The 21,552-nt window shown below is 66.9% G+C and carries 17 protein-coding genes, 1 tRNA gene and 1 pseudogene; 11 read left to right on the forward strand and 8 right to left on the reverse strand.

The features are described from left to right. The first annotated feature begins 109 nt into the window (after positions 1 to 109). The 9 genes from thrS (at position 110) to ACFFGH_RS13815 (ending at position 8,285) form a co-directional block, all read left to right on the forward strand. The gene (gene thrS, locus ACFFGH_RS13775; RefSeq protein WP_386669179.1) at positions 110 to 2,023 is read left to right on the forward strand and encodes a threonine--tRNA ligase; all 1,914 of its coding nucleotides are present in this window, start codon (positions 110 to 112) and stop codon (positions 2,021 to 2,023) included. Between the two features lie 54 nt (positions 2,024 to 2,077). Next, entirely contained in the window at positions 2,078 to 2,602 is a 525-nt protein-coding gene (infC, locus tag ACFFGH_RS13780; RefSeq protein ID WP_386670208.1) for a translation initiation factor IF-3, read from the forward strand. Between the two features lie 360 nt (positions 2,603 to 2,962). Continuing rightward, positions 2,963 to 3,160 carry a 50S ribosomal protein L35 gene (rpmI, locus tag ACFFGH_RS13785; RefSeq protein WP_072756407.1) on the forward strand — a complete coding sequence of 66 codons (198 nt, stop codon included), beginning with the start codon at positions 2,963 to 2,965 and terminating at the stop codon, positions 3,158 to 3,160. A 12-nt stretch (positions 3,161 to 3,172) separates the two neighbouring features. Then, positions 3,173 to 3,529 (forward strand): 50S ribosomal protein L20, encoded by a 357-nt coding sequence (gene rplT / locus ACFFGH_RS13790; RefSeq protein ID WP_386669182.1) that lies wholly within the window; start codon positions 3,173 to 3,175, stop codon positions 3,527 to 3,529. A gap of 259 nt (positions 3,530 to 3,788) precedes the next feature. Continuing rightward, positions 3,789 to 4,784, forward strand: coding sequence for a phenylalanine--tRNA ligase subunit alpha (gene pheS / locus ACFFGH_RS13795; protein WP_386669184.1), 996 nt, complete (start codon positions 3,789 to 3,791; stop codon positions 4,782 to 4,784). Positions 4,785 to 4,870: 86 nt separating this feature from the next. Continuing rightward, positions 4,871 to 7,279, forward strand: coding sequence for a phenylalanine--tRNA ligase subunit beta (gene pheT / locus ACFFGH_RS13800; protein WP_386669186.1), 2,409 nt, complete (start codon positions 4,871 to 4,873; stop codon positions 7,277 to 7,279). Positions 7,280 to 7,345: 66 nt separating this feature from the next. After that, positions 7,346 to 7,648, forward strand: a complete 303-nt coding sequence (locus tag ACFFGH_RS13805) for an integration host factor subunit alpha (protein WP_386669188.1) — start codon at positions 7,346 to 7,348, stop codon at positions 7,646 to 7,648. Beyond that, entirely contained in the window at positions 7,641 to 7,997 is a 357-nt protein-coding gene (locus ACFFGH_RS13810; protein WP_386669190.1) for a MerR family transcriptional regulator, read from the forward strand. The genes ACFFGH_RS13805 and ACFFGH_RS13810 overlap by 8 nt, the downstream gene beginning before the upstream one ends. Positions 7,998 to 8,208: 211 nt before the next feature. Continuing rightward, a tRNA-Pro gene (locus tag ACFFGH_RS13815) sits at positions 8,209 to 8,285 on the forward strand. Between the two features lie 152 nt (positions 8,286 to 8,437). On the opposite strand, the gene ACFFGH_RS13820 is transcribed toward ACFFGH_RS13815, so the two are convergent. Continuing rightward, positions 8,438 to 9,301 (reverse strand): hypothetical protein, encoded by an 864-nt coding sequence (locus tag ACFFGH_RS13820; RefSeq protein ID WP_386669192.1) that lies wholly within the window; start codon positions 9,299 to 9,301, stop codon positions 8,438 to 8,440. A 233-nt stretch (positions 9,302 to 9,534) separates the two neighbouring features. Further along, entirely contained in the window at positions 9,535 to 10,044 is a 510-nt protein-coding gene (locus tag ACFFGH_RS13825; protein ID WP_386669193.1) for a hypothetical protein, read from the reverse strand. A 341-nt stretch (positions 10,045 to 10,385) separates the two neighbouring features. On the opposite strand from ACFFGH_RS13825, the gene ACFFGH_RS13830 reads away from it, so the two are divergent. Further along, positions 10,386 to 11,435 (forward strand): TraB/GumN family protein, encoded by a 1,050-nt coding sequence (locus tag ACFFGH_RS13830; protein ID WP_386669195.1) that lies wholly within the window; start codon positions 10,386 to 10,388, stop codon positions 11,433 to 11,435. A 33-nt stretch (positions 11,436 to 11,468) separates the two neighbouring features. Here ACFFGH_RS13830 and dxs read toward each other — a convergent pair whose 3' ends face one another. From dxs to ACFFGH_RS13860, 6 genes are all read right to left on the reverse strand, one after another. Next, complete coding sequence (dxs, locus tag ACFFGH_RS13835; RefSeq protein WP_386669196.1) at positions 11,469 to 13,373, reverse strand: 1-deoxy-D-xylulose-5-phosphate synthase; 1,905 nt, start codon at positions 13,371 to 13,373, stop codon at positions 11,469 to 11,471. A 219-nt stretch (positions 13,374 to 13,592) separates the two neighbouring features. Then, positions 13,593 to 14,747, reverse strand: a complete 1,155-nt coding sequence (locus tag ACFFGH_RS13840) for a hypothetical protein (protein ID WP_386669198.1) — start codon at positions 14,745 to 14,747, stop codon at positions 13,593 to 13,595. 153 nt (positions 14,748 to 14,900) lie between these two features. Further along, positions 14,901 to 15,566: an HNH endonuclease gene (locus tag ACFFGH_RS13845; protein WP_386669200.1), complete on the reverse strand. Its 666-nt coding sequence runs from the start codon at positions 15,564 to 15,566 to the stop codon at positions 14,901 to 14,903. 107 nt (positions 15,567 to 15,673) lie between these two features. Further along, positions 15,674 to 17,464 carry an acyl-CoA dehydrogenase C-terminal domain-containing protein gene (locus ACFFGH_RS13850; RefSeq protein WP_386669201.1) on the reverse strand — a complete coding sequence of 597 codons (1,791 nt, stop codon included), beginning with the start codon at positions 17,462 to 17,464 and terminating at the stop codon, positions 15,674 to 15,676. A gap of 100 nt (positions 17,465 to 17,564) precedes the next feature. Next, a complete protein-coding gene (locus ACFFGH_RS13855) occupies positions 17,565 to 18,038 on the reverse strand; it encodes an LEA/WHy family protein (RefSeq protein ID WP_386669203.1) in 474 nt (157 codons plus the stop codon). A 168-nt stretch (positions 18,039 to 18,206) separates the two neighbouring features. After that, positions 18,207 to 20,684 carry a S8 family serine peptidase gene (locus ACFFGH_RS13860; RefSeq protein WP_386669205.1) on the reverse strand — a complete coding sequence of 826 codons (2,478 nt, stop codon included), beginning with the start codon at positions 20,682 to 20,684 and terminating at the stop codon, positions 18,207 to 18,209. A gap of 323 nt (positions 20,685 to 21,007) precedes the next feature. On the opposite strand from ACFFGH_RS13860, the pseudogene ACFFGH_RS13865 reads away from it, so the two are divergent. Further along, positions 21,008 to 21,460, forward strand: a pseudogene (locus ACFFGH_RS13865) (metallophosphoesterase family protein); the annotation flags it as partial. Positions 21,461 to 21,552 lie beyond the last annotated feature (92 nt).

Here is a 21,552-nt window from a genome sequence, read left to right on the forward strand (position 1 = left end):
TGCGCACCGCTGCGGTGCCGCCTGCCTGCATCAACCGACTTCGTGTCCGACCGCCACGGCCGGATCGCCCCATGAAACGCCCGCTTCGCCGGGCTGCACCGGTATCCCCATGATCGCCATCACGCTCCCCGACGGCAGCCGCCGCGAGTTCGAAAACCCCGTTACCGTCATGGACGTCGCCGCCTCGATCGGCGCCGGCCTTGCGAAGGCCACCGTGGCCGGCGAAGTCGACGGCAAGCTCGTCGACGCCTGCGACGTCATCGACCATGACGCGAAGCTGCGCATCATCACGCCGAAGGACCCCGAAGGCGTCGAGATCATCCGCCACTCCTGCGCGCACCTCGTCGGCCACGCGGTCAAGCAGCTCTACCCGAACGCGAAGATGGTCATCGGCCCGGTGATCGACGAGGGCTTCTACTACGACATCTGGAGCGAGCGCCCGTTCACGCCCGATGACCTGGCCGCGATCGAAAAGCGCATGGCCGAGCTGATCGACACCGAGTACAGCGTCATCAAGAAGATGACGCCGCGCGATGAGGTCATCGAGACGTTCAAGTCCCGCGGCGAGGACTACAAGCTGCGCCTGGTCGAGGACATGCCCGAAGAAACCCACATGGGCCTGTACCACCACGAGGAATACGTCGACATGTGCCGCGGTCCGCACGTGCCGAACACGCGCTTCCTCAAGGCGTTCAAGCTCACGCGCATCTCTGGCGCCTACTGGCGCGGCGACTCGAAGAACGAGCAGTTGCAGCGCATCTACGGCACCGCCTGGGCCGATGCGAAGCAGCTCAAGTCCTACATCCAGCGGATCGAGGAAGCCGAGAAGCGCGACCACCGCAAGATCGCCAAGCAACAGGACCTGTTCCACCTTCAGGAAGAGGGCCCCGGCCTGATCTTCTGGCATCCGAAGGGCTGGTCGATCTGGCAGGTCGTCGAGCAGTACATGCGCAAGGTCTACCGCGAATCCGGCTACCAGGAAGTGCGCTGCCCGCAGATCCTCGACGTGTCGCTGTGGCAAAAATCCGGCCACTGGGACAACTACAAGGACAACATGTTCTTCACCGAGTCCGAGAAGCGGACCTACGCACTGAAGCCCATGAACTGCCCGGGTCACGTGCAGGTGTTCAACCAGGGACTGCACAGCTACCGCGACCTGCCGATCCGCTACGGCGAGTTCGGTGCGTGTCATCGCAATGAACCGTCGGGCGCGCTGCACGGCATCCTTCGCGTGCGCGGCTTCACGCAGGACGACGGGCACGTGTTCTGCACCGAGGACCAGATCGAAGCCGAGGTCCGCGCGTTCCACCAGCAGGCGCTCGGGGTGTACGCCGATTTCGGCTTCACGGACATCCAGATCAAGATCGCGCTGCGCCCGGACAACCGCCTCGGCGATGACGCCACCTGGGACAAGGCCGAGGACGCCCTGCGCTCGGCCCTGCGCGCCGCTGGCGTGGAATGGGAAGAGCTGCCGGGCGAGGGCGCGTTCTACGGCCCGAAGATCGAATACCACCTGCGCGACGCAATCGGCCGCACCTGGCAGCTGGGCACGATGCAGGTCGACTTCATGATGCCGGGCCGGCTCGGCGCCGAGTACGTGGACGAGAGCAGTCAGCGCCGCCATCCGGTCATGCTGCACCGCGCCATCGTCGGCTCGATGGAGCGCTTCATCGGCATCCTGATCGAGCACCACGCCGGCCAGTTCCCGGCCTGGCTCGCGCCGGTCCAGGCGGTCGTCATGAACATCACCGACGCCCAGGCGGATTATGTCGCCGAGGTGCGGAAAACCCTTTCAAATCAAGGTTTCCGGGTCGACGCTGATTTGCGGAACGAAAAAATCGGCTATAAGATCCGCGAGCACACGCTGCAGCGCGTGCCGTATCTGCTCGTGGTCGGCGATCGCGAGCGTGAGAACGGCAGGGTTGCAGTCCGGACGCGAGGAGGGGAGGATTTGGGGACGATGTCCGTTTCCGAATTTGCTTCGCGTTTGCAGGACGAGGGCGGCCCACGCCCCGCAGTCTGACCATAGCCCGGCCGCACTATCGCGGCCGGCACGATCCACACTGGAGATTGCAACATCAGTACGCCCGAAAAGCCGAATCGAAAGAACAACGAAATCCGCGTCCCGCGCGTGCGCGTCATTGGCAGCGACGGCGAGATGATCGGAGTCCTGACCCGTGACGAAGCGCTGGGCAAGGCGCAGGACGAAGGTCTGGATCTCGTTGAAATCCAGCCGAACGCCGATCCGCCGGTCTGCAAGATCATGGACTTCGGCAAGTTCCGGTTCGAGCAACAGAAGAAGGCCAACGAGGCCAAGAAGAAGACCAAGCAGGTCGAGATCAAGGAACTCAAGTTCCGGCCGGTCACCGATGAGGGCGACTACCAGATCAAGCTGCGCAACATGCGCCGCTTCCTGGAGGAAGGTGACAAGGTCAAGGTCAACATCCGCTTCCGCGGCCGCGAGATGAGCCATCAGGAGCTCGGCCGCGCAATGGCCTCGCGCATCGAGCAGGACCTGGGCGAGGACATCGTCATCGAGTCGCGTCCGCGCCTCGAAGGCCGCCAGATGGTCATGATGATCGCGCCGAAGAAGAAGACCTGACGCCGCTCCGGCGGGGCCTGCGTCGATTAGTTTGTCGGGAAAGCCCGCAGCCCAGGCCGCGGGCTTTTCTTTTTGCTGCAGAGGCTCGAGATGGGGTAGCGTCTGGCCGCGGCCGGATACCGTGCGGATCTCAGGTCATCGCAAAGGCGGTTTGCCTCGCGAGGTCAACTGGCTGATTTGCAAGGGGTTCTGCAAGCCTGCATAATGCGCGGCCCGGTTCGCCGGGATTGCTGTACGTGGTACTCAGGACCTGTCCTTGATCTTTTGAAGAATCAACGACTTAAAGCCGGCCCGGCAGGACGGAAAGCGTGGCGCAGCCACCGCCCAGGCCAGTGACAAAACCTCCGAAAGGACATCGCAATGCCCAAGATCAAGACCAATCGGGCTGCAGCCAAGCGCTTCCGGAAGACCGCTTCCGGCAAGTACAAGTGCGGCCACGCCAACAAGAGCCACATCCTCACCAAGAAGGCGACCAAGCGGAAGCGCAACCTCCGGCAGACGAACCACGTCCGTCCGGAAGACGCAGGCCGTCTGGACCGCATGCTTCCGTATTTGTGAGGAGACTGAGCAATGGCACGAGTTAAACGTGGTGTACAGGCGCGTCGCCGCCACAAGAAAATCCTGAAGCAGGCCAAGGGCTACTACCACGCCCGCCGCAAAGTCTTCCGCGTCGCCAAGCAGGCGGTGACGAAGGCGCTGCAGTACGCCTACATCGGCCGCAAGCAGAAGAAGCGCAATTTCCGTTCGCTGTGGATCGCGCGTATCAACGCGGCGGCCCGCCAGAACGGCATGAGCTACAGCCGCTTCATCAACGGCCTGATGAAGGCCGGTATCACCCTCGACCGCAAGGTGCTGGCCGACATCGCCGTGCACGACGCGCAGGGCTTTAGCGCCCTGACCGAGAAGGCGAAGGGCGCGCTCGCGTAAGTTGTGGGTCTTCCCGCGGGTCCGGCTTTTGGTCGGATCCTGCCGGGCATAGGCAGACGAGCTTCACGCATGGGGGAGGGCGCAAGTCCTCCCCCATGTTCGTTTTTGGAATACGGATTTTGTTGCTGCCGATGCGGTGATGCGGTGATGCGACGGCGCGTTCGCGCAGGCACACCGCATCCGGTGCAGCGCGCCTCATGCGGCCGCTGGCGCTCTCGCGCAGGGATGAAATCCGGCTGATTCGCGGAGTCCAGAGACCATGAGTCAAATCGAATCGCTGACCGGACAGGCACTGGCGGACATCGCAGCGGCAGACTCGCCCGATGCGATCGAGGCGCTTCGCGTATCACTGCTCGGCAAGTCCGGCAGCGTCACCGCGCAGCTCAAGCAATTGGGTGCGTTGCCGGCTGACCAGCGCAAGACTGCAGGTGAGGCGATCAATCGCGCCCGCGACGTGCTCACCGACGCGCTTGCCGAACGTAAGGCCGCGCTCGATGCGCTCGTGCTCGAGGCACGGCTTGCAGCTGAAACCATCGACGTCACGCTGCCTGGCATCAACGGCACGCGCGGCGGCCTGCACCCGGTCAGCCGCACGCTCGAGCGCATCGCCGACATCTTCGGGCGACTCGGGTTCGAGCTGGCCGACGGTCCCGAGATCGAGGACGACTGGCACAACTTCGAAGCGCTGAACTTCCCGCCGCACCATCCGGCGCGCGCGATGCACGACACGTTCTATTTTGGCGATGGCCGCCTGTTGCGCACCCACACCTCGGGCGTGCAGGTGCGCTACATGCAGGGCCACAAGCCGCCGCTGCGCATGATCGCGGCGGGCAAGGTCTACCGCAGCGACTCCGACCAGACCCATACGCCGATGTTCCATCAGGTCGAAGGGCTGCTCGTCGACGAGCACGCCAGCTTCGCCGACCTGAAGGGCACGCTGGCCGAGTTCGTGCGTGCATTCTTCGAGCGCGACTTCGAAATGCGTTTCCGGCCGAGCTATTTCCCGTTTACCGAGCCGTCGGCCGAAGTCGACATCGCCTGGCAACAGCCCGACGGCAGCACGCGCTGGCTTGAGGTGCTCGGCTGCGGCATGGTCCATCCGAACGTGCTGCGCAACGTCGGCATCGATCCGGAGAAGTACACGGGCTATGCCTTCGGTCTGGGCGTCGAGCGCTTCACGATGCTGCGCTACGGCGTCGACGATTTGCGCAGCTTCTTCGAAAACGACGTGCGCTTTCTGCGCCAGTTCGCCTGAGCGTTGTCGATCGGCGACGTGCTGCGGCGCTGTAGCCCTGCTCGCCGGCGAAGCCTTCGGCCTGACTTCATCTTCCGGTTGATCCCATGAAATTCTCAGAGAACTGGCTGCGCCAGCACGTACCCACGGCCGCGACCCGCGAAGAGCTGGCGGCGACGCTGACTGCGATCGGCCTCGAGGTCGAGGACGTGACCGTGCTCGGCGAATCGCTCGGCGGTGTTGTGGTCGGCCGGATCGTGAGCGTCGAAAAGCACCCCGAGGCGGACCGCCTGCAGGTGTGCCAAGTCGATGTCGGCAACGGGGATCTCGTGCAGATCGTCTGCGGCGCGCCCAACGCGCGCGCCGGGCTGCGCGCGCCGTTGGCGACGGTGGGCGCGGTGCTGCCGGGCGGGCTTGCCATCAAGGCGGCGAAGCTGCGAGGCGTCGAGTCCGCCGGCATGCTGTGCTCGGCCAAGGAGCTGGGCATCGATGCCGATGCTTCCGGCCTGCTCGAACTGCCGGACGACGCGCCGGCGGGCGCGAAGCTCGCCGAATACCTCGCGCTCCCGGACGCCACGATCGAGATCAAGCTCACGCCGAACCGCGCCGACTGCTTCAGCGTGCGCGGCATCGCATTCGACGTCGCAGCGGCCACCGGCAGCGCGGTCGCGCCGTTACCGATCGAACCGGTCGCACCGCAGTCGGACGCAACGCTTGATATCGAACTCAACGCCGGTGCGGACGCGCCGCGTTACTGCGGCCGGGTCATCGAGAATGTCGACGCGACGGTGACCACGCCTGCCTGGATCGCCGAACGCCTGCGGCGCAGCGGCGTTCGGCCGGTCTCGCTGCTCGTGGACATCACCCAGTTCGTGATGCTCGAACTCGGCCAGCCGATGCACGCATTCGACCGCGACACGCTGCGCGGTCCGGTGGGGGTGCGGCGCGCTCGCGCCGGCGAGCAGGTCAAGCTGCTCGACTGCCGCAACGCCACGCTCGATGGCGAGTTCCTCGTCATTACCGACGCTGACCACGTGGTCGCGCTCGCAGGCGTGATGGGCGGTTTCGACACGCGCGTGGCCGATGCGACGCGCAGTGTATTCCTCGAGTCCGCGCACTTCGCGCCTGCGGCGATCATCGGCCGCGGCCGCAAGCTCGGCCTGCACACTGACGCGGCCCATCGTTTCGAGCGCGGTGTCGACCCGGAGCTGCCGCGCACGGCAATCGAATACGCGACCCGCCTGATCGTCGACGCGGCTGGCGGCGTGCCGGGCCCGGTCGTCGAAGCTGCACTGCTCGAACACCTTCCGGCTGCACAGCCCATCACGCTTCGCCGCACGCGACTGGCGCGGGTGCTCGGGCTGGAGATCGCCGACGTCGAAGTCGAGCGCATCCTGCGAGCGCTTGGGCTGACGGTCGAGGCGACCGCCGACGGTTGGCAGGTAATCCCGCCGAGCCGGAGGTTCGACCTCGCAATCGAGGAAGACCTCATCGAGGAAATCGCGCGCATCCACGGTTACGACGCGATCCCGACGACGCTGCCGGCCGGCGCGGCGCGGCTGGTTGCGCCGAGCGAGTCCCGTGTCGACGACGCCACCGCGCGGCGCCAGCTGGTGACGCGTGATTACCTCGAAACGATCAACTACGCATTCGTCGATGCCGGCCTGCTCGAGCAGTGGCAGGCGATGGATGGGGCGGTCCCGCTTGCCAATCCGCTCAGCACCGAGCTCGGCGTGATGCGCACGATGCTGCTGCCGGGCCTGGTATCGGCGCTGGTGCGCAACACCGCGCGACAGCAGGCGCGCGTGCGGCTGTTCGAGCTCGGCAATGTGTTCCGCAGCCAGACGTCGGGCACAGTGGACGCGTCTTCGCCGGCTCCGCGGGAAACCCGGCGGATCGCCGCGGTTGCAACCGGCAACGTCGCCGCGGAGCAGTGGGGCACAGCTTCGCGTCCGGTGGGCTTCCACGACATCAAAGGCGATCTCGAGAGCCTGGCCGCGCTGTCGGGCGCGACGCTCGCGTTTCGCGCCGCGCAGCCGTCGTGGGCGCACCCGGGGCGCGCTGCCGATGTCGTGCGTGTCGACGGCGACGCCGAGGTGCTGTTGGGCTGGGTCGGTCAGCTGCACCCGCGGCTGCAGCAGGCGCTAGGTCTGGACCACGAAGTCGTCGCGTTCGAGCTCGACCTCGAGCCGTTGGTGCGACGCGAGATTCCGCGTGCCCGCGCGGTTTCGAAGTTCCCGTCCGTCCGCCGCGATCTCGCGTTCGTCGTTCCGCAGGACACGCCGTGGAGCGCAATCGCGGATGCCGTGAAGCAGGCCGCGGGCCCGTCGCTGCGTGATCTGGTGCTGTTCGACCGCTACCAGGGCAAGGGGGTCGAAACCGGGTTCAAGAGTCTGGCTATGGGCTTGATTCTGCAGGATGAAACGCGCACGCTCACCGACCGCGACGTCGACGCTGCAGTTGCTGAGACGATCGCCGCACTGCAGCGCGAGCACGGTGCAGTCATCCGTTCATGACATCGTCTGCGGCACGCTCGCGGTTCATGTAGGGAACCCATTCGGCTCGTTTCAACAGGGGGAACGATGGCGTTGACCAAGGCTGAGATGGCAGAACGTCTGTTCGATGACGTTGGCCTCAACAAGCGCGAGGCGAAGGAGTTCGTCGACGCGTTCTTCGATGCGCTGCGTGAAGCGCTCGAGGGCGGCCGCCAGGTCAAGCTTTCGGGCTTTGGCAACTTCGACCTGCGCCGCAAGAACCAGCGCCCGGGACGCAACCCGAAGACGGGTGAGGAGATTCCGATCTCCGCGCGCACCGTGGTGACGTTCCGGCCGGGCCAGAAGCTGAAGGAGCGCGTCGAGGCGTACAGCGGAGGCGACCATGCTTGATCCCGGCAGTAACCGCGAGCTTCCGCCGATTCCGGCGAAGCGGTATTTCACGATCGGCGAAGTCAGCGAACTGTGCGACGTCAAACCGCACGTGCTGCGCTACTGGGAAACCGAATTCCCGACGCTCAATCCGGTCAAGCGTCGTGGCAACCGGCGGTACTACCAGCGCCACGAAGTGCTGATGGTTCGCCAGATCCGCGGGCTTCTGTACGAGCAGGGCTACACGATTGGCGGCGCGCGTCTGCGTCTTGAAGGCGAAGCGCAGAAGGATGAGTCCGCGCTGAGCTCGCAGATCATCAAGCAGGTGCGGATGGAACTCGAAGAGGTGTTGCAGCTGCTGCGTCGCTGAGCCTTCGCGCCTGCCGTTGCGTCGCAACTGGCGTTAGGGTCGCAGCGCTCCTTCGCTGCACCTGGCTGTCGTGTCGCCATGACCTTTCGCTCCACCTGCCACCACGTCCATGGATAACTCGAAAGTAGGCTGCCGCCGAAGCCACGAACGGCTATACTTGCCGCCCGCTCTCGCAAGCGGGCATCCAGGATGGATGCAATGAGGTACGTGTCGGGGCGTAGCGCAGCCTGGTAGCGCATCTGCCTGGGGGGCAGAGGGTCGTCGGTTCGAATCCGGCCGTCCCGACCAAATCGATGCAACGATCCCGCCCAAGTGGCGGGATCGTCGTTTCTGGCGGTCGGAACGCTAAAGCAGGCTTCGCGAATGCACGGGTGGTCCGCGGAGTGCAATGACGAAGCCGGCTGCCGGCAGTCGACCCGCCGGCCCGGCCTCACAGCACGTCAGGTACCGGCCGGCGTACGGCGCAGCAACGCCGTCATCTGTGCCGGCTGGACACCCTTGGGGTTGAGCGGGGTGAGGGTGTCTGAATTCTCGATGCGGAAATAGCGATCCTGTGAGCCGTCAGCGGGGTCAAGGAACAACACTTTCTCTTCTGCCAGCACCGACCAGGCGCCGCGGCCCTCGCCGGCCGGGCTTTCGGTGATTACGTAGCTGCCGTCGTTGTTTACGACCAGGCGGATACTGTCACTCCGGAACGTGCCCACGTAAGGGCCGCGCAGCTCGGGTGCAAGCGGTGCGGGCGCGACCCGCGGCGGCACGAAGTCGATCGCAGGCGCGGCAATCGGCGCTGCGTTTGGCGCGTTCGGGGCTGCCTCAACGACGTTGATCGCGCTTGCCTTCACCAGCACGACGCCGGGCTGGTCGCGCACGATCTGCTGCGCCTGAGCCTCAAGCCCTCCCTCGATCTTGGCGAACTCGTCGGTGTTGTAGTACGTGCCGCTGAAGCGCACCACTTGGCCATCACTGACGTTGACGGCCTGCTCCATGTGAGGTGACTGCTCCACGACCACGGCCATCCTGCGCCCACCCTCATTGACAATGAAGACGCGGTCAGTCGGGACGTCGACCACGTGCGCGGTGATGCTTACCGGCTGGCCGTTGACGACCGGAGCGTTGATCGGCTGCGTCGCGGGGGCAGCGACCGCGGCCGCCGGAGCGATTTCTGCCACCGGCACCGGGGCCACGACTTCATCGTCGTCGAACACTTCCCACAGCGCCCAGATCGCCAGCAGGATAAGCGCGACGATGACGAGCGCGATCCAGAGCGAGTTGTTGCGCTTTTTCTCGATATGGATTTCCGCCATGACCCGCCTCCTGAAGTATTTTGGAACATGAACGTAGCCCGTCCCCTGTTTCCACTTTGTGCAAGCGGCAGGTCGGGTCGGATTTCGCTTTAGTAGCTCGGTGATCGTCCGTAGCGACACGCGGCCGTTTAGCGGTCTCGACGCTCTAAGCTGCTCTGCAGGCGCCGCTCCCAAACGGAAACGGGCCGGCCCTTGCGGACCAGCCCGTTGCCTTGTTGCGCGTCGGTGGGCCGTTACTGAGTGCCGGCGGCCGCTGCGGCTTCGGCAACGTTGATCTGGCTCGCTTCCACCAGTACGACGCCCGCCTGGCGCTGCACGATGTCACGAGCCTGCGGCGCCAGCTCACCCTCGATTTGCGCGAGGTCGGCGGTGTTGTAGAAGGTGCCGGTAAACCGGACAAACTGCCCCGGGTTGACGTTGACGGCCTGCTCCATGTTCGGGGTCTGCTTGACGACGACGGCCAACGTGCGACTCCCCTCGGAAACGATGAACACACGGTCGGTCGGGACCTCGAGCACCGAGGCCTCGAGCGCGACCGGCTGGCCGCTGACGATCGGTGCGTTGATCGGCTGGGTTGCAGGGGCAGCTGGCGCCACCACTGCGGCCGGGGCCACGGGGGCTTCGACTTCTTCGCGGTCGAACATTTCCCACAGTGCCCAGATGGCCAGCAGGATGAGCGCGATGATGATCAGCCACTTCCAGGGTGATCCTTCTTTCTTGCGTTCGATATCGATTTGCGCCATTTCAGTGCTCCTAGCAGTGATCCAGCCCGGAACGTACCCGTGGGCTCGTGTTCATGCTGTGCATGCCCTGTTAAGCGGCCGTGCAGGTTGCTTGCGGTTCGTCGCGCCCTATAGATCTCCGGTGGCCGAGGCCATGCTGGGCCGGACGCCCCGGGGCACGTCAACGCAGCGCTCGCTCGCCGCCGTCCCACCCGGTGCTAGCCCGCGTGCACAGCCCGGCTGGCGAGTCGAAGCCACACGCCATTGAACTAATCGTGTGCGATGCGTGTCGGATGAGCCGGCCGCTTCAGCCGGCTACCAGATCCCGCAGGTGGTGCGGGCAAACCCATGGAGTACATCGGATGCACCCAGTCGTTCCTGCTCTGCTCGCGGTCGGATTCGCGACCCCGTTCATGGCCTTCGCCAGTTCTGCCGTGCTCGATGCGCCCCCGACTGCTGCGGCGCCCGCTGTCGCCGCAGCAACTGATGGCGGCCCGATCCGCGACATGGATGCGGTCGTCGTGTCCGGCGTGGTTTCCGGCCCGGGCATGTGGAAGGTGCGCAAGGGCGATCACACGCTGTGGGTGCTCGGAACGCTGTCGCCACTGCCCAAGAAGATCGAGTGGGTGTCGCGCGACGTCGATGCCGTGCTTCGGCAGGCGCAGGAAGTGATCTGGCAGCCGAGTCTCGTAATCGGCACGAACATTGGCATGTTCCGCGGGCTCATGCTCGCCCCGAAGGCGCTCGGCGCGCGCAAGAACCCGGACGGCGAGACCCTGCAGGACGTGGTGCCCGCGGAAATGTATGCGCGCTGGCTGCCGCTCAAGCAGAAATACGTCGGGCGCGACGGCGGCATCGAAAAGTGGCGCCCGATGTTCGCGGCGATGGAGTTGTTCGACGAGGCAATGGACGACGTCGGCCTCGTCAAGAGCGGAGTCGTCCAGCCGACGATCGAGCGTGCGGTCAAGCAGCACAAGATTCCGGTGACGAGCCCGAGCGTGAAGATCGCGATCGAAGATCCGAAGCAGATGCTCAACGAGTTCCGCAACACGAAGCTCGACGACCTCGACTGCTTCGGCAAGACGCTCGACCGCCTGGAGACCGACATCGACGCGATGCGCGATCGCGCGAACGCATGGGCGGTGGGCGACATCGAGGCCCTGCGCGCGCTGCCGTACAGCGATCAGAACGAGGCGTGCATGCAGGCCGCGATGCGCGCCGGCGTGATGCGCAAGCGCGTGGCGCGTGACATCGACGCCGAGGTGCGCGACGCATGGATGGCGGCAGCGGAGAAGGCGCTCGCGAAGAATCGAGTGACGTTCTCGACACTGCCGATGCGCGAGCTGCTCAAGCCCGACGGCTATCTCGCGCGGTTGCAGGCGAAGGGCTATACGGTCGAAGCGCCGCAGTAAGTTTGAAGGCCCTGCCGCATCGGCAGGGCTTTTTCAGCCTGCGGCCCGGTGGGGCGCAGGCTCTGCCAGGTGCGGCCAGCGGGTCAGCACCGCGTTTCGGATTCCGTCGACATCGAGCCCGGCTTCCGCGAGCAGTTGTTCGCGGCTGGCGTGGTGCTGGAATTCATCCGGCAGCCCCAGGTGCAGAATCGGCATCACGATGCCTTCGGCTGCGAGCAATTCGGCGGCGCCACTGCCCGCGCCGCCGGCGACCACGTTGTCCTCGAGGGTGACGAACGCATCGTGCGTGCGCGCAAGTTCGAGCACGAGTGCGCGGTCGAGCGGGCGCACGAAACGCATGTTGACGACAGTCAGTCCGAGCTCGGCACCGACCGACTCGGCGGCCGGGACAATCGCACCGAATGCGAGCAGCGCCACGCGCGAGCCACGCAGCCGCAGTTGCGCCTGGCCGATCGGCAGCGTGTCCAGCGTCGGCTGGACGGGCACACCGGGGCCGGTGCCGCGCGGATAACGCACCGCGGCCGGACCCGCGTAATGGTGGCCGGTGCTCAGCATCTGACGGCATTCGTTCTCGTCGGCCGGTGCCATGACCACCATGTTCGGCACGCAGCGCAGGTAGCTCAGATCGAGGTTGCCTGCATGCGTGGCGCCATCGGGGCCGACCACGCCACCGCGATCGATCGCGAACAACACATCCAGGTTCTGGATTGCGACATCGTGCACGAGCTGGTCGTAGCCGCGCTGCAGGAACGTCGAGTAGATCGCGCACACCGGCTTGGCGCCCTCGCAGGCCATGCCGGCCGCAAGCGTCACCGCGTGCTGCTCAGCGATCGCGACGTCGAAATAGCGGTCGGGGAACTCCCTGCTGAAACGGACCAGCCCCGAGCCTTCGCGCATCGCGGGCGTGATGCCGAACAGCCGCGGATCGCTCGCCGCCATGTCGCACAACCAGTCGCCGAAGACATCGGTGTAGGTCGGCTTCTTGACGCCGCCCTTGCTGACCATCCCGCGCGCGGGGTCGAACGGCGATACGGCGTGGTAGCCGATCTGGTCGCCCTCGGCCAGCCCGTAGCCCTTGCCCTTCGTCGTAATGACGTGCAGCAGCTGCGGACCCTTGAGGCCCTTGAGCGTCTTCATCGCGCCGAGCAACGCGGGCAGGTCGTGGCCATCGATCGGGCCGGTGTAGTGGAAGCCCAGCTCCTCGAACAACGTGGACGGCACGAACATGCCCTTCCAGTGCTCTTCCCAGCGGCGCACGAACTTTGCGGCCGGCTTGTTCTTGTCGCCGAGCAGCTTCTTGCCGCCTTCGCGGATCGCGTTGAGCGTGCGGCTGCCGGTGAGCCGACCGAGCATCTGCGTGAGCGCTCCGACGTTCTCGCTGATCGACATCTGGTTGTCGTTGAGGACCACGAGCAGGTTCGGCTCGGGTTCCATGCCGCCGCCGTGGTTCAGCGCTTCGAACGCCATGCCCGCGGTCATCGCGCCATCGCCGATCACCGCCACGACCTTGCGGTCGTCGCCCATGCGCTGCAGCGCGATCGCCATGCCGAGCGCGGCGGAGATCGAGGTGGACGAGTGGCCGACGCCGAACGTGTCGTACTCGGATTCCTCGCGCTTCGGAAACGGCGCGACGCCGCCGGCCTGCTTGACGGTATGGATGACGTCGCGACGACCGGTGAGGATCTTGTGCGGGTAGGTCTGGTGGCCGACGTCCCATACCAGGCGGTCGCGCGGCGTTTCGAACAGCCAGTGCAGCGCGACGGTGAGCTCGATCACGCCGAGCCCAGCACCGAAATGCCCGCCGGACTGCGCGACCTGTTCAATCAGGTACGCGCGCAGTTCGTCGGCGATCGCGGGCAGTTCCTCTTCAGGGAACTGGCGCAGGTCGGCCGGGACGGAAATGCGCGAAAGGCGCGGATAGCGCTGCGGATCGATCATCGAAGGGAGTGCGCCCGGCGCCGGATTCGTACGTAGGTTGTTGATTTTCTTTCAGCCGGGCGGTCAGGGCAAGCAAAGCGCGAGCGTATGGGCTGCGATCCATACCATCCGGGATGGATGGGCGAGCGGCGCCGCACGAAAACCGCATGCGCCCGCGCCTTGCGGGTTACCTCGGTGGCCGCGCGGTGGATGAGCGGATGGACGCGAAACGTCGGCGGCTCAGCGGCCCCGCAGGCGCCCGAACAGGCCCGAACCCTTCTGCGCGTCGCCGTCAGGGTTTGGGTCGCGGTAGAGCTCGGCAAATCCCGTGGCGAGGTTGGCGTTGACGAAGTCGGTGACGTCCTCGAGCGCGACGCCACTGGCGACGGCGAGCTCGGGCAGTGTCGTCGGCCCTTTCATCATCGCGGTGGCGATGCGAAAGTGCTTCGGGAATTCGCGCTCGGTCTGCGGCCACTTCAGCAACTGGTAGCGGCCGGCCGCGTCGTAGCCGGGTCCCAACTTGCCCTTGCCGGCCAGCAGCGCGCCGTACCACGCCAGTCGCACCAGCGGCTGGGCTTCGCCCAGGGCGGCGGTCTGCGCAGTCCACTCGCCGCCGTCGACCGGATTGAAATCGTCCAGCTCGGCCGGGCCGTCGAACAGCGGCGCCAGCGGCTTGAGGGCGCTGGGGCCGTGGTACTGCTGCTGGTCGGCGTTGATCAGCACCCGTGCGCCGCCGCGCTCGAAACGCAGGCGGCCGTGCAGCCGGCCCGAGCGGATCCAGTCGGCGAGGGTGCGCGTTGCTGTCGCCTCGGTCGGGACATGCGGCTGGATGCTCGGCGCGGCGGGCAGTACCTGGCCGACGGCGGTGCTGGGCGGCTCGAGATCGGGCGGCGTGGTGACGCCGGGGGTGGGCACGGACAGCGGTTCGGTCTCGAGCGGAGCCTCGCCGGCTGCGGGCAGCACCTGTTCCTCGGGCAGCTGGTCGAACGGTTGCGGCGCGGGCGTCATGCCGCCTGGGGCGGAGGCCGGTGCAGGCGCGGGGTCTGCTGCCTGCGCAGGGGCGGGCACGGGTGCGGTATCCCCGGCAGGCATGGGCCCGTCCAGTTCGCGCAGCAGCGCAGTAACGGCGTCGGCGTCGATCGGGCGTGCAAGCCGGAAGTCGGTCTGCGTGCGCGGCGAGCTGGTCAGCCCGATCACGCGTCGGCCGTTGCCGTGCAGGCGCAGCCAGCTCATCGGCCCGTACATGCTGTCCATGTCGACAATCACGAACTCGGCGTCGCCCTCAGGCACCAGACGCCAGCCACCGCCGACCTGTGCGTTCGCGACCGCAAACGCGGTCTGCAGCGTCGATTCGGTGGCTGAATCCATGCCGGTGAAGCCGAGGGTGTGGGGCATCGTTGGCGGTCGCTTCGACAGGGTGGTTCGAGTGTTGCGGAGCCGACCGCAGCCGTCAACGCGTATCGGTCGTGCCGCTAGAGCGTGCGCGGCTTGCTGCGCATCGTTGGGGTCGCCCTGCTCGGGAAGATTCGCACGCGCGTCGCACGACCGTCAGGGCGATAACCGCGTGTTCTTCGGCAGCTGGCTCTTCAGGAACGCCATCTGGTCGGCGAGGATGTTGCGGTTGCTGAGGATGAGGTGCTCGATCCAGCTCGGCCGGTACGGCACTGCAAGCAACGGCATGCCCGCCTGCTGCGGCGTGCGGTTGCCTTTACGCGAATTGCAGGGGAAACAGGCGGCAACCACGTTTTCCCAGATGTCGCGGCCACGCTTCGACAGCGGCAGTACATGGTCGCGTGTCAGCTGCGAGCGCGGGAATTCCCGGCCGCAGTACAGGCACAGGGACGAATCACGCGCGAACAGTGCGGCGTTTGTGAGCGTCGGTGTCGGATCAAGCGCGTGGAATCGCGCCTGACTGCGCGCGGCGACGATCGGATGCAGTTCGATCGTGCTCTGCAGGCCCGTGGCGCGCGATACGCCGCCGTGCACCTCGAGGCAGGGCTCGCCCAGTGTCCAGGCCACGGCGCCACGCACGTAGAGGCATGCCGCGTCCTGCCAGTGCATCCAGTCCAGTGCACGGCCATGCGCGTCGAGGGAAAGAAGACGCACCGAGTTCAGCCGCTCCAGGCCGGTCGCAGGCAGCCCGTCCGGGCTGCGCAGCGTCTCGGCGCAGGTGCCGGTGCGGATCAGGCGAAGCGGGGCTCGACCGGTGTCCATCACAGGCCGAGCTTATACCCAAACGGGTGACGGTTTGGCTGCTGTGCGGTGAACGGCCGCCAGGGTCCGAATCCTGGCGGCGCCGGTCGCATACCGGCCTGTCCGGATCAGTTGTCAAACGCGTCGGCTTCGAGGGTCATCAGCGGGGCGGCGCCGCTTTCGATGGCCGAAGCGTGCACCAGCGTGCGCGGCAGCACACGCTCGAAATAGAACCGCGCGGTCTCGCGCTTGGCTACCTTGAAGGCGTCGTTGTGCGTCGATGCCTCGCTGGCCGCCACGCTGCGCAGCCACCAGTACCCGAGCGTTACGTAGCCCGAATACATCAGGTAGTCGTAGGCGGCCGCGCCGATCTCGTCGGCATTCGCAGCGGCCCGCCTGCCGATCTCGCGCGTGAGCTGCTGCCACTGCGACGCTTTCTCGCGCAGCATGGGAATGTATGGCGCCACCGCGTCGTTGGTTGCCTGCTCGCTGCACAACTGCTCGATCAGGCCCAGCATCACTTTCAGGCCTTCGCCCTGCTGCTGCATGACCTTGCGGCCGAGCAGGTCGAGCGCCTGGATGCCGGTCGTGCCTTCGTACAGTGTGGTGATCCGTGCGTCACGCGCGAGCTGCTCGACGCCGTGCTCGGCGATGTAGCCATGGCCGCCGTAGCACTGCAGCGCGTGGTACGTGCACTCCACACCCCATTCGGTCAGGCAGGCCTTCGCGATCGGCGTCATGAAGCCGAGCAGTGCATCGGCCTGCGCTCGCTCGCCGGCGTCGGGCGATGCATGGGCGATGTCGACCAGCAGCGCAGCGTGGTATCCCATCACGCGGCTGCCTTCGATCAGCGCCTTGCAGGTCAGCAGCATGCGACGCACGTCGGGATGGACGATGATCGGGTCGGCCGGCTTGTCGGGGTACTTCGCGCCCGACAGCGATCGCATCTGCAGCCGCTCGCGTGAGTAGCGCAGCGCGTTCTGGTAGGCGCGGTCGGAAAGCCCGAGGCCCTGCAGCCCGACTGCTAGGCGCGCGGTATTCATCATCGTAAACATCGCGGCGAGCCCGCGGTGCGGCTGGCCGACGAGCCAGCCCTGTGCACCATCGAAGTTCATCACGCAGGTGGCCGAGCCGTGGATGCCCATCTTGTGTTCGAGGCTGCCGCAGCGCACGCCGTTGCGCTCGCCGGTCGAGCCGTCGCGACCGACGCGCACCTTCGGCACCACGAACAGCGAGATCCCTTTGCTGCCCGCCGGGGCATCGGGCAATCGGGCGAGCACCAGATGGATGATGTTCTCCGTCATGTCGTGCTCGCCGGCGGTGATGAAGATCTTCGTGCCGGTGATCGAATAGCTGCCGTCCTCGCCCGGTTCGGCCCGCGTGCGCAGCAGGCCGAGGTCGGTGCCGCAGTGCGGCTCGGTCAGGCACATGGTCCCGGTCCAGCGGCCGTCGATCAGCGGCTTGAGGAACACGTCGCGCTGCCAGTCCTCACCGTGGTGCAGCAGCGCTTCGGTCGCGCCGTGCGAGAGCAGTGGGAAGTTGCCCCAGGCCAGGTTCGCGGCGTCGATCATTTCCTTGAGCGCGATGCCGGCTGCATGCGGAAGGCCCTGTCCGCCGAATTCGGGCGGCGACGTCAGGCCGCTCCAGCCGCCTTCGACGTACTGGGCGTAGGCCTCGCGGAAGCCCGGCGGGGTGGTGACGGCGCCCGTTGCGCGGTCCAGCGTGCAGCCGTCGCGGTCGCCGATGGCGTTGAGGGGTGCGAGCACGGTTTCGGTGAAACGCGCGCCTTCTTCGAGCACCGCATCGAGTACGTCACGCGTTGCTTCGGTAAAGCCCAGCTGTTCGAAGCGGCGGTCCGCGCCGAGCACGTCGAAGAGGGCGAAACGCATGTCGGCAAGAGGGGCCTGGTAGGTGCTCATGGGCACTCCTTTAAGCGATGGGAGGCGTGGACCGGAATGGACGTCGCGCAGCGCGCGCAGGCGCACGGCGAGTTCGCTTTGAGAGACCGCTCAACCGGTGTCAGCGAAGCACGCCCGGCAGGCCGGGCGCGGGGCTCAGCGCGCTGCTGCGCTTGATCTCGAAGCTGCGCTGGCGCTTTTCATCCGGCGTTGCCATGACGGTGCCCGCGAGTGAGTAGTCGAGGCTGCGGCCGCTGGCTAGCGCGTCGGCGGCCGCCAGCTTGGCGGCGACGCTCGGCGCGAATGTGGTCGAAACGACGTCGGCCGATTCGGGTCCGATCGTGATGGCCGGCTGCGCGGTCAGTCGACCGGCCGGCTCGCCGGCGACGGACAGTGCAACGTCGAGCGAATCGAAGCGCATCGGGATGCTGCTGAAGTTCTCGATCCGCAGCTGCGTCTGCCACGACCCGTCAGCCTGGACGGTGATCTGCTGGATGCGCGCGGATGGCTCGGACACGCGCCGCACCGGGCCGCCTGCGCAGCCGGCCACCGACGTGACCACGAATGCCAGTGCCAACCATCGACTCGCCTTCATGCAATCGCTCCGTACCGGGAAGGTATCGAGGATACATCGGCGTACGGACACGTCGCGGCAGCACGCGGCGGGTGCGCGCTGCGCCCTGAAAAGGAGAAGCCCGCCGGAGGAGGGCGGGCTTCGGGACACCACAGGGACGGCCGGGGGCGCGGACGGCCCTGCAGTGGCTTACGGGCCGTAGACGCCGAGCAGGCGGCTTGCGGCAGCGGCGTAGGCGCCGCGGGTGACCTTGGTGGACGGGTCGAAGTACGCCTTCAGCGTCGGCTGCAGGTCGAACGGGCCCTGCACGAGTGCGAAGCGTGCGTTGATCAGGCCCAGGTCGAGTGCGTACTGCACGTAACCGCGCAGGCTGGCCGGGATGGAGGCCGCGTCTTCGATCGGGATGCGCTTGGTCCCGTTGACCACCGTGAGCTCGCCGGTGAACGCGGACGCCTCGTTCTGCAGGCCCAGGCTCTGCACCAGCGAGTAGGCGAGGCTGACGCGGGTGACGGCGTCATCGGGACGGAACGCGCCGTTCACCGCACCCATCACGCCGGCCTGGCGGTGGCTGAGGTCGCGCTGCGCTGCGCCCGTCGCGATCGCCGCTTCGGCGAAGGCAAGTCCGCTGCCGAGCTTGTTCGCGTCGGTCAGCGACGACACGCCGAAGAGCGGCTGGAACTGACGGATGCCGCTGCCCATGACGAGGTAGTCGGCGAGTTCGCGACGGGTGAGGGCGCGGTCCGGATAGAACTTGCCTTCCGGCGTGCTGTCGACGAGGCGGTTCGACACGCCGAACTCGACGAAGCCCTGCGCCGGATGGCCCTGGATGTCGCTGAGGCCGGCATAGCCATCGGTACGCAGCTGCTTGACGTTGACCTTGACCGTGCCCGGGGCGGCATAGCCGTTCGTGACATCGGCGGGGTCGAGGTCGGTTCCGGAGAGCGAGCCGATGCCGCGCACGCTGAGTGTCCAGGTGCCCGGGACGCCCGGCGCGGATGCCGCGATGTTCTGGCCGAGGATCGGCAGCGCGATCGACGAGCCGTAGCGCTTGCCGTTCGGGTCGGTCAGTGAGATCGCGACGGTGTTCGTGCCTACGTTCGCGCGCGCCGCGACGAGCGCGGTGTCGGCGCCGACCTCGAACTTCACGTCGGCAGGCGCGCCGACCGGGCTGAAGTCGATCGAGTAATCCTTGACGCTGCCGGTCGAGATCTTGGCGTCTGCGTTGAACGTACGCGCGGCGTTGACGGTTGCACCGTAATTGCCGGCGTTCAGTGCAGCCTGCACGGCCGAGTGCGCGTTGATGTAGCCGGCGCCCGCTTCCCACGCCTCGTTACCCGGCATGTTGCTGGCGGTTTCCTGCAGCACGCGCTTCACGTCGCGCCAGTCGAACGCCGGGTTCGCCTCGAGCATCAGCGCGACGATGCCCGAGGTGTGCGGGGCGGCCATCGAGGTGCCGGACGAGAACGTGTAGTACGCGGCCTGTGCGGTGCCGAGCTTCTTGGCATCGCTCTCGAGCTTGGTCTTGTCGAGCGCACCGAGCGACGCGCGTGCGGAGGCGATATCGACGCCGGGCGCGGTGATCGTGGGGCGATCGACCCAGGTGAACGTTTCGCCGTCGACCGTCACGGTGCCGCCGCGTCCCTTTTCACCGCGCGAGGAGAAGCTCGCGAGCCGGCCCTGCTTGTCGCCCGCAGCCACGGTGACCACCCACGGCGCCTTCTTGAAGTTGCCGGTGATCGTGCCTTCGCCCGCACCGGAGTTGCCGGCCGAGAACACCACGACCACGCCGCGGTCGGCGAGCTTCTTCGTGGCGATGTTGGTCGGATGATCCGGGTCGAAGTCGGTGCCGGTGTCACTGGTCTGGCCGAACGAGTTGGACACCACACGGATGTTGTACTGCGCCTGGTGCGTCAACGCGTAATCGAAGCCACCAACGGTATCGAGGATGAACAGGCCTGCGCCCGAGCCGTAGCCGATAATGCCGGCACCCGGCGCCACGCCTTCCTGCTCGCCGCCCGAGGCCGCGCCGTTGCCGCCGATCGTGCCGGCCACGTGCGTGCCGTGACCGCCGCCGATGTCAGTATTCGCCACGCCTTCGACGAAGGTCACCGGCAGCAGGTCGTCGACCGCGTGCAGGTTGGTCTGCGCCAGCACGTTCTGCTTCACGTGCTCGGGGAACTTGAGATCCGGATGGGTGCCGTCGACGCCGGAGTCGTTGACGAGCACGCCGATGCCGCGGCCGGTGACCGGGAAGCCGCCGACGCGCAGGTTGCGGTCGGTGCGCAGGCGGTCGACGCCGGTCAGCGCGGTGGCTTCGCGGTTGTCGTAATCGAGCACATCGTTGAGCCAGACCGAGCGCACGTCGCTCATGCCGAGCAACGCGTTGACCTGCGCGGGCGTGGCGACGACGCCGGCGATCGGCAGCGATCGCATCGTCACACCCTTCAGCCCCAGCGAAGCGAGGCGCTGTTGCTGCTCGGCGGTCAGCGGGCCGTCACCGTTGAAGCTGACGATCACCTCCACGGTTTCGGTCGCGGCGAGGGAGGGCAGCAACAGTTCGAGGTTGCGGTCGAGGCGGCGTGCCTCGGCGAGCATCGGCGTGGTGAAGATCGCGGCGGCGAGCAGGCTGGCGTGCAGGCCAGCGCGGAAGCGGGACGAAGCGGGCATTGGCGGATCCTTCGGGAAGCGAAGCGGGGGAGTTCGCGTGCAGCTACGTCTTGCAGGGTTGCGCTGCCGGGCCTGCTGCACCATCCGGACTAATCCCCATGCCATGCAGGGGGAAACCCCTGTGCGCCGCGGTACGGTCGCGCTTGGACGGCGCCGCTGCGCGTGGCGCGACCGCAGGCCGCAGGCCGCAGGCCGCAGGTTGACGTTTAGCGGCGGCGTGGCGGTTTTCCCCGCGGCGTAGACGATGCGGTGGTTACCCTGCGGGCAAGCGGTCCGTTCGCACTCCGCAGGACCGGTCACCCGCCCACGGGAGGCATTGCCCGATGACCCGGATCGGCCTCATTTCCGACACGCACGCCCTGCTCAGGCCCGGGGCGCTCGAATTCCTGCACGGGTGCGATCACATCGTGCACGCCGGCGACATCGGTCCGGCTGCGATCCTCGACCGGCTACGTGAGGTCGCCCCGCTGACCGCCGTGCGCGGCAACAACGACACCGCGGAGTGGGCGAAGGCGCTGCCCGAGAGCTGCATGCTCGAACTCGCCGGCCATCGCATTCATGTGCTGCACGATCTGAAGCTGCTGGACGTCGATCCGGTGGCCGAAGGCGTCGACATCGTGATCAGCGGGCATACGCATCGCCCGCTGATACGCAGCGACCGTGGCGTGCTGTACATAAACCCGGGCAGCGCGGGTCCGCGCCGCTTCAGCCTGCCGATCGCGCTGGGCGAGTTGAGCCTGCGCGACGGGCGTCTGGAGCCGCGCATCGTCGAGCTGGATGCCACGCAGGCGGCCCCGCCACCGCGCAGCCGCGAGCGGCGCGCGCCTGCGTCCCGGCCGCCGGCCCCGTAGCCGCGGCTGCCCGGGCG

The organism is Lysobacter korlensis (assembly GCF_042434515.1).

Excerpts from the sequence above, each read along its gene's own strand:
- thrS (WP_386669179.1), top strand. The coding sequence starts at position 110 with ATGATCGCCATCACGCTCCCCGACGGCAGCCGCCGCGAGTTCGAAAAC.
- rpmI (WP_072756407.1), top strand. The coding sequence starts at position 2,963 with ATGCCCAAGATCAAGACCAATCGGGCTGCAGCCAAGCGCTTCCGGAAG.
- rplT (WP_386669182.1), top strand. The coding sequence starts at position 3,173 with ATGGCACGAGTTAAACGTGGTGTACAGGCGCGTCGCCGCCACAAGAAA.
- pheS (WP_386669184.1), top strand. The coding sequence starts at position 3,789 with ATGAGTCAAATCGAATCGCTGACCGGACAGGCACTGGCGGACATCGCA.
- pheT (WP_386669186.1), top strand. The coding sequence starts at position 4,871 with ATGAAATTCTCAGAGAACTGGCTGCGCCAGCACGTACCCACGGCCGCG.
- ACFFGH_RS13805 (WP_386669188.1), top strand. The coding sequence starts at position 7,346 with ATGGCGTTGACCAAGGCTGAGATGGCAGAACGTCTGTTCGATGACGTT.
- ACFFGH_RS13810 (WP_386669190.1), top strand. The coding sequence starts at position 7,641 with ATGCTTGATCCCGGCAGTAACCGCGAGCTTCCGCCGATTCCGGCGAAG.
- ACFFGH_RS13820 (WP_386669192.1), bottom strand. The coding sequence starts at position 9,301 with ATGGCGGAAATCCATATCGAGAAAAAGCGCAACAACTCGCTCTGGATC.
- ACFFGH_RS13825 (WP_386669193.1), bottom strand. The coding sequence starts at position 10,044 with ATGGCGCAAATCGATATCGAACGCAAGAAAGAAGGATCACCCTGGAAG.
- ACFFGH_RS13830 (WP_386669195.1), top strand. The coding sequence starts at position 10,386 with ATGCACCCAGTCGTTCCTGCTCTGCTCGCGGTCGGATTCGCGACCCCG.
- dxs (WP_386669196.1), bottom strand. The coding sequence starts at position 13,373 with ATGATCGATCCGCAGCGCTATCCGCGCCTTTCGCGCATTTCCGTCCCG.
- ACFFGH_RS13840 (WP_386669198.1), bottom strand. The coding sequence starts at position 14,747 with ATGCCCCACACCCTCGGCTTCACCGGCATGGATTCAGCCACCGAATCG.
- ACFFGH_RS13845 (WP_386669200.1), bottom strand. The coding sequence starts at position 15,566 with ATGGACACCGGTCGAGCCCCGCTTCGCCTGATCCGCACCGGCACCTGC.
- ACFFGH_RS13850 (WP_386669201.1), bottom strand. The coding sequence starts at position 17,464 with ATGAGCACCTACCAGGCCCCTCTTGCCGACATGCGTTTCGCCCTCTTC.
- ACFFGH_RS13855 (WP_386669203.1), bottom strand. The coding sequence starts at position 18,038 with ATGAAGGCGAGTCGATGGTTGGCACTGGCATTCGTGGTCACGTCGGTG.
- ACFFGH_RS13860 (WP_386669205.1), bottom strand. The coding sequence starts at position 20,684 with ATGCCCGCTTCGTCCCGCTTCCGCGCTGGCCTGCACGCCAGCCTGCTC.